This is a genomic window from Saprospiraceae bacterium (assembly GCA_016712145.1).
In the GTDB taxonomy this organism is placed as follows: domain Bacteria; phylum Bacteroidota; class Bacteroidia; order Chitinophagales; family Saprospiraceae; genus Vicinibacter.
The window spans coordinates 1,156,997-1,169,690 of record JADJRO010000001.1 but is presented as its reverse complement, the minus strand read 5'-3'; the positions used below and the strand labels follow the sequence as shown (position 1 = coordinate 1,169,690).

The 12,694-nt window shown below is 37.4% G+C and carries 10 protein-coding genes; 5 read left to right on the top strand and 5 right to left on the bottom strand.

The genetic code is table 11. The annotated features are described in order from the left end of the window. Window positions 1-100: 100 nt before the first annotated feature. The 5 genes from IPK91_05150 (at window position 101) to IPK91_05130 (ending at window position 6,421) form a co-directional block, all read left to right on the top strand. Window positions 101-2,710: a T9SS type A sorting domain-containing protein gene (locus IPK91_05150; protein MBK8296662.1), complete on the top strand. Its 2,610-nt coding sequence runs from the start codon at window positions 101-103 to the stop codon at window positions 2,708-2,710. Window positions 2,711-2,736: 26 nt separating this feature from the next. Then, window positions 2,737-3,129 carry a hypothetical protein gene (locus tag IPK91_05145; protein ID MBK8296661.1) on the top strand — a complete coding sequence of 131 codons (393 nt, stop codon included), beginning with the start codon at window positions 2,737-2,739 and terminating at the stop codon, window positions 3,127-3,129. Between the two features lie 255 nt (window positions 3,130-3,384). After that, entirely contained in the window at window positions 3,385-4,041 is a 657-nt protein-coding gene (locus tag IPK91_05140) for a hypothetical protein (GenBank protein MBK8296660.1), read from the top strand. Window positions 4,042-4,052: 11 nt separating this feature from the next. Beyond that, window positions 4,053-5,072 carry a hypothetical protein gene (locus IPK91_05135; GenBank protein MBK8296659.1) on the top strand — a complete coding sequence of 340 codons (1,020 nt, stop codon included), beginning with the start codon at window positions 4,053-4,055 and terminating at the stop codon, window positions 5,070-5,072. Window positions 5,073-5,122: 50 nt separating this feature from the next. Further along, window positions 5,123-6,421, top strand: a complete 1,299-nt coding sequence (locus IPK91_05130; protein MBK8296658.1) for an aspartate kinase — start codon at window positions 5,123-5,125, stop codon at window positions 6,419-6,421. A gap of 147 nt (window positions 6,422-6,568) precedes the next feature. Here IPK91_05130 and IPK91_05125 read toward each other — a convergent pair whose 3' ends face one another. The 5 genes from IPK91_05125 to IPK91_05105 all read right to left on the bottom strand — a co-directional run bounded on the left by IPK91_05125 (window position 6,569) and on the right by IPK91_05105 (window position 12,667). Further along, window positions 6,569-7,009, bottom strand: coding sequence for a barstar family protein (locus tag IPK91_05125; GenBank protein ID MBK8296657.1), 441 nt, complete (start codon window positions 7,007-7,009; stop codon window positions 6,569-6,571). After that, window positions 7,006-7,461: a ribonuclease gene (locus IPK91_05120; protein ID MBK8296656.1), complete on the bottom strand. Its 456-nt coding sequence runs from the start codon at window positions 7,459-7,461 to the stop codon at window positions 7,006-7,008. Before IPK91_05120 ends, IPK91_05125 begins: the two co-directional genes overlap by 4 nt. Before the next feature lie 26 nt (window positions 7,462-7,487). After that, window positions 7,488-10,856, bottom strand: coding sequence for an efflux RND transporter permease subunit (locus tag IPK91_05115; protein MBK8296655.1), 3,369 nt, complete (start codon window positions 10,854-10,856; stop codon window positions 7,488-7,490). Window positions 10,857-10,886: 30 nt separating this feature from the next. After that, entirely contained in the window at window positions 10,887-12,020 is a 1,134-nt protein-coding gene (locus IPK91_05110) for an efflux RND transporter periplasmic adaptor subunit (protein MBK8296654.1), read from the bottom strand. A 212-nt stretch (window positions 12,021-12,232) separates the two neighbouring features. Then, window positions 12,233-12,667: a type I restriction enzyme HsdR N-terminal domain-containing protein gene (locus IPK91_05105; GenBank protein MBK8296653.1), complete on the bottom strand. Its 435-nt coding sequence runs from the start codon at window positions 12,665-12,667 to the stop codon at window positions 12,233-12,235. Between the last annotated feature and the right edge of the window lie 27 nt (window positions 12,668-12,694).

The following is a 12,694-nucleotide window of genomic DNA, read 5'->3' as shown; positions in this document are numbered from 1 at the left end:
AATTTCTGATCCAAATGATGCAACTTTCGGTAGAGTTGTAAATGACTTAAGCTTAAGACATAAAGTAGTAACCCATGATTTAGTTTGTTACAACTATTGTGTGAGAAATGATATTACAGGTTACCCGGGTTATGTGCCAGGAGCACCACCATCCAATCCACCTGCATGGAATCGTGCCTGTGATTATTATAGGGTGCTGTTTGATACTGCACATTATGATAGAAAATATGAATTGGTATGGGGTTTTGATGGTACGGTATTAGGTGCTTGTGGAACCAATTATTCCATTTCAGTAAATGATAATCGCGAATGCGGTCAAGGACAAATTACCCGAACCATTGTTGCGAGAGGTCCAAATGGAATCAGCGTAACCGGAACTCAAATCATTTGGGTTGTCGATTGCGATCCATTCTATATCAACGGAGCAGACAATTGCGATCCTGATGATGATATCACCTGGCCAGGTAATTGTACAGGACAGGCTACAACCATTGACGGTTGTGGTGCGGATATCAGTCCGGACAATCCAGTTCTCGGGCGTCCTGTAATTGAAAACAATGCAGATGATCTGTGCGCATTAATCAGTATTGAATATGTAGATGAAATATTTACAATCGAGCCTGATGCTTGTTTCAAAGTATTGCGTCATTGGACTGTTATTGATTGGTGCCAATATGACCCAAGCATTGATCCTACAAAAGGTCGTTGGGAATATTTACAGATTATAAAAGTTCATGATACAGATAAACCAATTGTAACTTTAAGTGTAGGTGATTGCGAACCAGCCACAAAAGTAAATGGTATATGTAGCGGACACATTGAATTTAGGGCGAGTGCGATTGATAATTGTACGCCATTGGACTGGTTAACTTATGAATACAAAATTGACCTTTATAATGATGGTATCGGTAATTATGTAGGTGGCTATGATGTTATGGTAAGCCCTCTGAGTCCTAAAGCATTTGCAGCAGGTCGTACCCCATTGTTTAGTGATAATCCTTATGCAGATAATGCGTACAATACATCTCAAATTAGCGGAACTTATCCTGTGGGAATTCATAAAGTATGTTATTTTGTTGAAGATGGTTGTGGCAATATCGGTCAGGCATGTCAATTTTTTGAAATTAAAGATTGTAAAGCACCAACACCTTATTGTGAAGTAGGAGTCATTTCAGTGGTAATGCCATCATCAGGTTGTGTTACAATTTGGGCAAAAGATCTGGATCATGGAAGCTTTGACAATTGTACCAATGCTGAAAACCTCCGATTCTTCTTTGATGGAGATACTTCATTAATTAGTCGGACCTTCTGCTGCGATGATTTTGTAAATCAGGGTGCAAATGACGAACTGATTGTACCGGTTCAACTTTGGGTAATGGACGAAGAAGGAAATGCAGATTTTTGCAGAACGACAATTTTAATTCAAGATCCTCAGAATATTTGTCCGGATAAAAAGCCCTTAGGTAAGATCAGTGGTTTGTTAAAAACTGAAAAGGATGAAACTACAGAAAAAGTTTTTGCCAGCTTATATCAATCTGGTTCAAAATTGAAGGAAATGACGACCGCATCAAATGGTAGTTACCTTTTTGGAGATTTGAATTTTGGTCCGAGTATGGAGTATGTAGTTCATCCAATTCGTACGGATGATCCGGTGAATGGAGTAAGTACAGCGGATATCGTAAAAATTCAAAGACATATTTTGGGCATTGAAATCTTGAGCAGTCCGTTTAAATTAATTGCTGCCGATGTAAATAATTCAGGCACGATAACCGCTTCAGATATTTCAGATATCAGAAGATTGGTTCTGGGTGTCACAGATAAATTTGCTAAAGTAGATTCCTGGACCTTTATTCCTGGAAGTTATCAATTTGCAGATCCATTAAGTCCTTGGACTGCTCCAAGAGAAGCCGTTGTGCAGGTATTGGAAGCCAAGTTGTATACAGAAAACTTTATGGCTGTGAAAATTGGAGATGTTACCAACAATGCCCGTGCACACCAATATCATGGTTCAACTGAACGTACCAATGGTAAATTGCATTTTGAGATTGATAGAGGCACAACTGAATCGGGAGAAATCTATACAATTGCATTTAGATCCAGTGATTTTAATGATATTTCAGGATACCAGTTTACATTGAATTTTGATCAAACGGTGCTGAGCTATGAAGGATTTGAATCCGGTTTATTACCTCTTAACGAAAACAATTTTGGATTTACACAATTGGATAAAGGTAAATTGACAACCAGCTGGGACAATCGAATCGGTATGACTTCAAATGCTAATGAAGTACTGTTTAGTTTGATTTTCCGTGCAAATGCAAAAAGCCCAATTGAAAAATTAGTGACAATAACCAGCGATGTTACAACCGCTGAAGCGTATGATTCTAAATTGTCTTTGAAAGAATTGGCATTGGCAGTTCGTAAAGAGGGTAGTTTAGTTGAAACAGGTGTTTTTGAATTGTATCAAAATTCACCAAACCCATTTGCGAAAGAAACCAATATTAGTTTTAGACTTCCGGAATCAGGTGCTGCTAAACTGACTATTTACGATGTTACTGGTAAGGTTTTGAGATTCTATGATGTACAAGGTCTGAAGGGTTTGAATACCATTAAAATTTTGAAATCAGAATTGAATGGGAATGGGGTATTGTATTATCAATTGGATTCCCAAAGCCATACCGCGACAAAACAAATGTTGGTAATAGATTAAATAATGTATTAATTAAATTGATGAACATGAAATATTTTCAATTAACGATATGCTTCTTGGCTTTGATGTTTTATGCCAGACCCACTTCGTTTGCTCAAACTGGAGTAGTTCCTGAATTAAAAAGTGTTGGAGAAGCTGCAAAGTTAGTTCGTGCTGAATTGCAACTGGTTAATGATGAAATTACTACAATTGCAAATAATGGCGGTGTGCCCGGTCAGGAATTAATGACTCAACAGCGTTTGTTTTTTGCAATAGCAGAATATTTGGAAACGAATACGCCTGGCACAACCACCTTTCTTGCTTTAGGTAATAATTGTAATTATTTAGGCCTAAAAGCAGATGATGAAGCCTATCAGGATTTTATTACAGGTATTTGGGATGAAAATTTTTCAAAACTTATAAATATTCTGGCAAAATAATTAATTCAATCAAGAATCTTTAAATTACAACTTGACAAGTTTTGTAATTTTTAAAATCCGATTTAGCTCCTTTTAAGCTGGAAATTGAAAAATTGCATAAATCAGTCTAAGCAGTATTTAGAGGTTCCAATAACTTATAAAATAGAAGCACTGTGATTACATCCGGTGCTTTTATTTTTATATAAGGAACCAAATGGGTCAATTTATTTGTTTAAAAATTGAATTTCATGCTACATTTAACCCAATTGATAAAATATGCCATTTCTTGATAAACTTAAGGCGGTTTTTATTGTGCCGGAAGATCCCAAATCTGCCAACAATCCTACGGATCGTCAGGAATATACTCCTAGCGTTAAACAAGCAGAAAATTCAAGCGCAACCACTATGAGCAGTGAAAGCAATGCACGTTTTTTAGAAATTCTGGCTCAGGTACTTGAAAAGAACAACCAACCCGGCTTTGATTATCTTGAGTTTCGAAAAGCAGTGCAATCCATAGCTCAAATGCAACACCTGGATGAGCCTAATCAATTTAAAACTGCATTTGCAGCAGCCCAGGCATTTAATGTAGACGCAAAGACTTTATTTGACTCTGCCAAAAAATATTTAAATGTATTGGAAGCCGAACAAATTCAGTTTAATAAAACAGCAGATCAGTATTTGCAGAATCAGTTGAATCAAAAACAAACAGAATCAGGTCAATTAAAACAAACAATCAAACAGGCTGAAGAGAAATTGGCTCAACTACAAGCTCAACTTGATGAGGATAAAAAGAAGCTCAGTGCCTTGGAAGGAGATTTGGCAAATGCCCAACACAAAGTAGATTCAAATAAAGCATCGTTCGCAAACGCCTATCAGCAGGTGGTTCAACAAATTAAGGACGATTTGCAAAAGATGGAGAATTATCTGAAATAAGGTTAATAAACATGGCACTTGAAAATCAATCAAAAGGATTTTGGAACCGACCCGAGGGAGTAACCGGAGGTTTGGTATTGACTGGAACGCTTATTGGCGGCGCCTATCTGCTCTATAAATTTCTTCCGACCCTCATTCAACTTGCGTCCAATATGCTCTATTTGTCGGGTATGTTGCTGGTTTTAGGGGCCATACTTTTCGTGCTGTTGGATCCTCAAACCCGGGCAGTTTCCTGGTATTTTTATAAATCCGTGATGCGATGGGTGACATCCTTGTTTGTCCGCATTGATCCAATTGGAATCTTAAAAGCCTATGTTGAAGATTTGAAAGATAATTTGGGGAAAATGAATAAACAGATTACCAAATTGAGAAGTCAAATGCACCTGTTGCGCGAACAAATTTATAATAATCAAAATCAGATTAAGCAAAGTTTGAGCCAGGCTGAACAAGCGAAAGCAGGAAATATTCAAACCGTGTTAGTGCTTAAATCAAGACAAGCAGGCAGGCTCAAGGAATCAAATATGAAACTGGAGGATTTGTATGGAAAAATGAGCATCCTCTATAAGGTGCTCGTTAAAATGTATGAAAACTCTGAAATCATGTCAGAAGATATTTCTGATGAAGTCAAGATTAAAGAACAAGAGCGAGCTGCGATCCATGCCAGTCACAGCGCTATGAAATCTGCAATGAGTGTCATTGCCGGGGATAAAGATAAACGTGCCTTATTTGATGAATCTTTAGAAGCCCTTGCAGATGATATCAGCGGCAAAGTTGGGGAAATGGAACAGTTTATGGAATTGTCTGAAAATTTTATGTCCTCCGTAGATTTGCAAAATGGCGTGTTTGAAGAAGAAGGGATTCGCATGTTGGAAAAATGGGAAACGGAAGGAGTTTCTAAAATTTTAGGAAAAGATAAACAAGCTTTGGTGAAAGGTGATACTATGTTGCTGATCAGTCCGAAAGAAATGGAAGCAGAAGCAATGACTCATGAATCACTAAAAAACCAATATGAAGATATATTTAAAAAATAATTGGAATGATTAAAGCTTCCCTTAATTGATAACTGTTTATAGTTTAATAAATGAAAGTATTTAAATTTGGAGGAGCTTCAGTAAAAAATGCGGATGGATTTCGCAATGTTTCGGCTATTGTATCTAAATACGGAAAAAGTGAACCCTTGGTGGTTGTAGTATCTGCAACAGGAAAAACGACCAATCAATTGGAGGAACTGATTGCGAAGAAATTTACAGCTCCTGCAGAGTCCATGCAATTGTTGCAATTGGTTAAAGAGAAACACCTTCAAATTGCCAAGGAATTATTTGGAGAAATTCCAGCTGAATTGGCTCAGCAAATTCACGAGCATTGTGTGGAAGCAGAATGGGTCATTGAGGAGGAACGTGAAATGGCTTATGATTATGTTTATGATCAGATTATCTGCATTGGGGAGTTGATATCAAGCAGAATCTTAAGTGCCTGGTTGCAATTAAATGAAAATGCCATTGAATGGATCGATGCACGGAGTATTATCCAAACGGATGACACTTACAGAGATGCGAGAGTACAATGGGAGGTCACTAATGACCGGATAAAACATACCTTGGGTCCTTTATTAGAGCTCCAAAAAGTAATCGTTACACAAGGGTTTATTGCATCCAGTACTGAAAACAATTCCACGTCTTTAGGACGTGAAGGATCTGATTATACAGCAGCTATTTTATCCAGTGGGCTTGGTGCAGATGGAATGTATATCTGGAAAGATGTACCCGGTGTCCTCACGGCAGATCCTGATTTGTTTGATCATGTTACTAAATTGGATCGGTTGAGTTATACAGAAGCCATTGAAATGACCTACTATGGCTGCAAAGTAATCCATCCTAAAACAATCCAACCGCTCAAAAGCAAAGGGATTCCATTATTTGTAAAATCATTTTTGGATCCTGCATCAGAAGGTACTTTGATTTCAGATGATTTGGATTTGGAGTATCCGCCCATTGTAGTGTTGGAAGATGACCAATCTTTAATTCATTTTTCATCTAAAGATCTATCGTTTATAGCTGAACACCATTTAGCCCATTTGTTTGAGTTGTTTAAAAAACATCGCGTTAAAGTAAACATGATGCGCAATACTGCAATCTCATTTTCTGTGTGCGTTCGAAATGATCCACAGCGAATTAAAGCCTTGATAAAGGAAGTAGAAAATGAATACAAGGTATTGGTCGATCAGGATTTGGAATTATTGACCATCAGACATTATCAGGATGCCATGATTCCCAAATTGCTAGAAGAAAAAATTGTAATACTGGAAGAACGCATTCGCAAAACTTTGCAAATGGTGGTAAAAAATGCACCGGCCATCGTACCTAAAAAAAGTACTACATAAGGGAATCTCTAATAACCCCTTATACTTCGTTATGCGATTTTTTTAAACACCTCATTTACAGTAGTAAAATCTGCGTTTAAAAAATTCGCAAGCCTCGTCTAAGAAATTATTAGAGGTTCCCATAAGAATAATTCAGTTGTTTTAAAACTATAAAAGTTTATATACGATTTCATTCCGATCCAGAACTTCTTTGAATTCTGAAATAGGTTGAAATATTACTTTAAAATTTTTAGGAGTAAATTCTTCATCCTCCACAAGCAACCAGGATTGACAGATCTCATCCAGGGTGGTTACCAAATCATCAATTAAATCAGGATCATTGACTTCATCTGCCAGTAACTGGTCTGCATTTTCCATGTATAAAATTACTTGCTCCTGGGCAATCCATTCCAAATCGAGCATGCAATCATACAAGGCATCCAGATTATTTCCAAAATAATCCGGCAATTCAAATTGCAGTTTTAGTTCTGAAAAAAAATCTGCTGAGTTTCTGCAACAGGCTCCGTCCATTCTGGCGATAAATGCATTCCGGCATCTCTGTTGTTGAAATTCCTTGGTGGTGTGTACGCCAAAAATGCATGCTTTCATAAATTGATTTTAATAAAGTTATTGTAATGGTCCTTCGTAAAATAAGCGGATAAATCAGAGCCGGTTACCAATCGTTCTGCACCTCGATTCTTTCCTGGTTGTTTTGGATGTACATCCCATTCTCTGTATTGGATGTTTCTTTGAGAAGCATCTTTTTGAGGGAGTACTTTGTTGCGGTTAAAATAAATACGACCTCCAACATAGCCTTTAGGTGCTTTATCGTACTTAAGAATGTAATTTAAAGTTTCAATTACATAGCTTGGAATGGCTGCTTCCTTTGTTGCTTTTAATCCATCCTCTTTGGAAACATTGGTTTGTGGATTACTCACAACAGCTTCCCTATTGGAGCTAGCTGGGAAAACGTGCTGACTGTTTTGTTGCTTAAATTTTAAAACACAGACAATAAGAAGAAGGAGAAATGCAGCAATGATATAAACCCGCAGCTGTTTCATCTCATATCCTATTAATCCCGTTTTTATTAAAAATATTTAGCAATCAATTTACGAGATTTTTCCCTCGTTTTGAATCCTAACATATACATCGCTGGAACGACTAATAAGGTTAAAAATGTCGAAGTGATTAATCCAAATATTATGGTCCAGGCAAGTGGGCCCCAAAAAGCCACGTTATCACCTCCTAAATAGAATTTAGGATCAAAATTGGTAAACAGACTTTCAAAATCCATGTTTACACCAATTCCCAATGGGATCAATCCAAGTATGGCAGAGAGTGCTGTAAGAATAACTGGGGTAATCCTTGTTGCACCACCTTCTACAACGGCTTCTTCAACCGGAGTCCCCCGATGTCGAAGCTCGTCCGTAAATTCTATCAGCAAGATTCCGTTTCGCACAACAATTCCAGCCAATGAGAAAATTCCAACACCCGTCATGACTGCACTCAGTGTAATGTTAAAAAATCCAAATCCCAATGCAATCCCAATCAATGAGAACAAGACCGTGCTAAAAATAATAGCTGGTTTTACTACAGAGTTAAATTGAGTAACCAAGATTAAAAACATTAAAGCCAATGCAGTGCCAAATGCAACACCTAAAAAGTCAATCGTTTCTTGGAGTTCTTCTTGTTCGCCAGAAAAATTTATTTCATATCCTTCAGGTAAATCCATTTGAGCTGCGAGATCTTTTATTTGAGCAATGATTGCAGATGGATTAAATCCAGTGACAACATCTGAAGCCAAGGTCAATACTCTTTTTTGATTTTTTCTATTGATCGTGGAAATGGAATTACCGTAAGATATCGTTGCAATGGAACTGATTGGAATTTGCTTAAATCGTTGTGTGGACATATCCATAAACGATACGTTTAAATTCAATAATTCTTCCAGTTTGTCGCGATTGCTTTCTTTGATCCGCAATTGGATTGGATAGTCATCATTCTGGTCTCTGTATTTAGAAACTTCTTTTCCAAATAAGGCCGTACGTAATTCCAGTGCAACCTGAGCCAGGCTGATCCCTTCGCGTTGGGCTTTTTCTTCATCAATGTCAATAACTATTTCTGGTTTCGAAATTTGTAAATCAGACTTCAAACCATCAATCCCTTCAATTTTATTTGCTTCGATGCCTTTCATTAATTGTCGGCTAATTTTATCCAAAGCATCAAAATCATCTCCAGTGATTTCTATTGAGATTGGTTTACCTACCGGCGGACCGTTATTTTCTTTTTCTACACTGATTTCAGCACCGGGAATCCCGGTTTTAAATTCTTCCCTAAGAGAATCCAATACGGCACGGGTAGATTTGCCACCACGATCTGCAAAACGGACAAAGGCAACGGACACTTTGCTTTTATTTGGTGTTGCAACTCGATCTGGATTTTGTGGATCACCAGCGCCGAGACCTATATTTGAAATAATTGAACTAACGATAGGATTGTCTTTGCCAACGACTTTGTAAACCCGGTTTTCTATAACCTGGGTCACAGAGTCTGTAACATTTGCATCGGATCCAATGGGTAATTTGCAATAGACAAATGCAAAATTGGGTTGACCGTCTGGAAATGCTTCAATCTGTGGATTGGTACTTCCGTAATAGATAAAACTTGCAATCAATAATACAAAGACACTTAGGATAACTCCGATTGGACGATATCCTTTAATAATAATTCTCAATAAACTTCTATATGCATTTAATACGGCAGGCCACCATTTTGTTTGAAACAAGAAAATTAATTTAGAAAAAACAAAGTGGTAAAGCAAAATGAGCAAGATGCAAAAAACTGCAAAATTGCCAAGGCCTTTGCCCATACTGAAATACCCTAATAGCGCCAGGCCAATAAAGAAAATAAATACTTTGCGATAACTTGCTAAGGTTTCCACTTTACCGGGTTCGTCTCGCTTCATAAAACTTGCAGCAAAAACCGGATTCATTACGAAGGCTACAAATAGGGAAGCACCCAGGGTAATAATCAAGGTTACCGGAAGGTGAGACATGAATTTACCAATAATGCCCGGCCAGAATAGCAGTGGAAAAAAGGGCATCAGTGTGGTAAGGGTACCAGCCAAAACAGGAACAAAAACCTCGCCAGCGGCATATTTAGCCGCTTCAACAATGCTGAGGTGTTTGTATTTATTAAAGATCCGGTGTGTATTTTCAATAACGACGATGGCATCATCTACGATAATCCCCAGTGCAAGTAATAAGGAGAAAAGTACAATCACATTCATCGTCATATCCAATCCCGGCATTATGAGGAAAGCCATTAAACAAGATAGCGGTACGGCCAATCCGACAAAGAATGCATTGGTAAATCCCATAAAAAACATCAGGATGAATACCACGAAAATAAATCCAAGGATTACCGTATTTATTAAGTCATGCAATTGAACGCGCGTATTTTCTGAAGTATCAGCTGTTACTTTTACCTTGATACCCGGTGGAAATTTATTGGCTTTATATTCATTGATGATGGCATATATTTTGTCAGTGGCTTCAATGAGATTTTCACCACTGCGTTTAATTACATTGAGCGTGATGACGGATTGATTGTCTAATCGGGCAAAGTCCTGCTTTTCTTTAAAATTATCTTCTACCGTTGCAATGTCTTTTAGAAACACAGTGGTGCCTGTAAATGAACGCACAATGATTTCACGGATTAATTTTGGATCTTTAAATTCTCCGGTGATACGAACATTTCGACGCAATTCATTTATCCGTAATTCACCTGCAGAAATATTTAAATTCTGACCCCGAATCGCATTTTCAATATCATTAAAAGTGATCCCGGATGCATTTAATTTATAGAGGTCAACATCCACATGAATTTCACGATCGACACCCCCAATAAGATCGACCCGGGTAATCTCTTTGTTGTTTTCTATTTTATCTTTTAATTGTTCTGCATATTCTTTTAAACGATCCAGTGGAAAATCTCCGGCTATATTGATATTTAGGATGGGCATTTCACTAAAGTCAAATTCCTGGACTTGTGGATCGTCTTTTAAATCGGTAGGTAAATCTTTTTTCGCTTTATCTACTGCATCCGAGACGCGTTGTTTACATAATTTTGGATCCTGGTCTGTATTGAATTCTGCAATTACCAATGAAAAGTCTGACAACGAGTTACTTTTGATACGTTTAATTCCACTGACTGATTTTAATTCTTTCTCAATGGGCTTGGTGATCAGGTTTTCAATATCAGCAGGAGTTGCTCCGGGATAAATGGTTGCAATTGAAACCGTAGGGATGACAATATCTGGAAACAATTCTTTCGGAATGCGTTGATAGGAAACAAAGCCTGCCAAACAGATAATGATCGTAATAACATAAATACTGGTTGAATTGTGAATGCACCAGTTTGTAAATTTTAATTGCTTGATATTTTCAAGATTCATAGGAAAGGATTAGAAGGAGCGATTCAAAAATTAAAGAGCAATTTGTTGGCCGTCTACCAATTCGTTGTAACCGACTGTAATAATTCGATCACCAGCAGAAATTCCGGATTTAATTTGTGTTTCGCCATTGTATTCGATGCCCGGTTCAATAATCCGTTTTTTGGCATACCAATTTCCATTGGATTCTTCTGCTACCAAAATGTAATGTTCTCCTTGAATGCTTTTTTGCACCAGATTGCTCGAAACAACATAGGTATTTTTAATTAATCCATTGTTGATTTTAATTTTCAGCGTCTGATTGCTCATAAAGTTTGAACCTCCCGCAGGCAATGCAACCTCTGCTAAAAAAGTACGTCGAGTCAGGTTAATGGTCTTGCCAACAAAAATGATTTTTGATTCCAGATTTTGATTACCGGCCTGATCAAAAAGAGTTACTTTATCTCCGATTTTAATTTTGCCAATGTAGGAATCACTCAATTCGGCTTTAATTTTCAAATTTTTATTATTGACAACGCGCACTCCAGAAAATCCAGGGCTGGCAATTTCACCTATTTTTAAATTGACCTGATCCACAGTACCCTGAATGGGAGATTTGATATAAGTCATGGCCAATTGAGATTCCAGGGTTTTCAATTTCAATTCCAATTGATCTTTTTGATTTTTAGCCTGAAGGTATTGGGCCTCACTACCAATATTTTGCTCCCAAAGTCTTTTTTGTTTTTCATACATGGTATTCGCCAGACTCAAACCCGTTCTTACTTCGTCCATTCCTTTTCGGATGGTTGCGCCATCCAGGATGGCTAGAATTTTACCCGGACTCACCAGGTCGCCTTCTTTGACTAAGATAGACGTTACTACTCCCGGCATTTGCGGAGCAGCCAGAATATTGTTATTTGCATCAACAATTCCTTGCACCTCGATGTAATGTTTGAAATCCCGTTTTTGTGGGGTATCAATTTTTACCAATTTTGATTTTGAAAATGAAAAACTGGTATCACTTGCAGCCAATTGGACTTCCAATTCTTTAATCTGAGTATTCAGTTCTTTTACCTGATTTTTTAATTCGGCCAAATGCAGCTTAGGATCTTTGTTTTCAGCCGGTTTGCTACAAGCAGTTAATAAAATAACGATTACACAACTTGCTAATAAATTAATAGACTTCATGAAGGAATAGAAATTTGGATGAAAGAGTTTCAGAATAACGTAAAATAAACGTCCAGTCTAATAAATAGTTCTATATAAAATACAAATAACAAATTCTTTAAACATTAATTATTTGTATAATATGTAAATGATTTATATTCAAAGCTTAAGTATTGATTGTTTTGATCTCAGCCGGGCTCAGTTCCAGCATTAGAATCCATCCTGCTGGAAGCTTAAAAAGGGTAGTCGGGTAACTGTTCAATAAACACATAGCTGGACTTAATAAAGTCTATTTGACAAAGCAGACTCGTAAGTCCGTTGCTGACCATTAAATAGGGTGCTTTAAGTTGAATATTATACCGGGCAGCCTGGTCCATGACTTCTTGCAATATCTGCACATTGGGTGATTTGCATTCAATCAAAATAAAGGCCTGAGCCATTTTATTGTAAATCACTAAATCGAAACGTTTTTTCATGCCATATACCTGTATTTGCTTTTCCACGGCCATCCGGCTGTAGGGAATTGCATGTTTTTGATTTAAATAATAAATCAGGCATTGCCGCACGATTTCTTCGGGATTTTCCTGGACCCATTTTTTGCGGACTGGATCAAACAAAACTGCCAATTGTTGCGGATGCCTTTTAAGCGCTTCGGGCCAGTCATTCATTTGGAAGTTCAAAATTGCCACACCGCG

Excerpts from the sequence above, each read along its gene's own strand:
- IPK91_05125 (MBK8296657.1), bottom strand. The coding sequence starts at position 7,009 with ATGAAAGCATGCATTTTTGGCGTACACACCACCAAGGAATTTCAACAA.
- IPK91_05130 (MBK8296658.1), top strand. The coding sequence starts at position 5,123 with ATGAAAGTATTTAAATTTGGAGGAGCTTCAGTAAAAAATGCGGATGGA.
- IPK91_05140 (MBK8296660.1), top strand. The coding sequence starts at position 3,385 with ATGCCATTTCTTGATAAACTTAAGGCGGTTTTTATTGTGCCGGAAGAT.
- IPK91_05145 (MBK8296661.1), top strand. The coding sequence starts at position 2,737 with ATGAAATATTTTCAATTAACGATATGCTTCTTGGCTTTGATGTTTTAT.
- IPK91_05120 (MBK8296656.1), bottom strand. The coding sequence starts at position 7,461 with ATGAAACAGCTGCGGGTTTATATCATTGCTGCATTTCTCCTTCTTCTT.
- IPK91_05110 (MBK8296654.1), bottom strand. The coding sequence starts at position 12,020 with ATGAAGTCTATTAATTTATTAGCAAGTTGTGTAATCGTTATTTTATTA.
- IPK91_05135 (MBK8296659.1), top strand. The coding sequence starts at position 4,053 with ATGGCACTTGAAAATCAATCAAAAGGATTTTGGAACCGACCCGAGGGA.
- IPK91_05115 (MBK8296655.1), bottom strand. The coding sequence starts at position 10,856 with ATGAATCTTGAAAATATCAAGCAATTAAAATTTACAAACTGGTGCATT.
- IPK91_05105 (MBK8296653.1), bottom strand. The coding sequence starts at position 12,667 with ATGAATGACTGGCCCGAAGCGCTTAAAAGGCATCCGCAACAATTGGCA.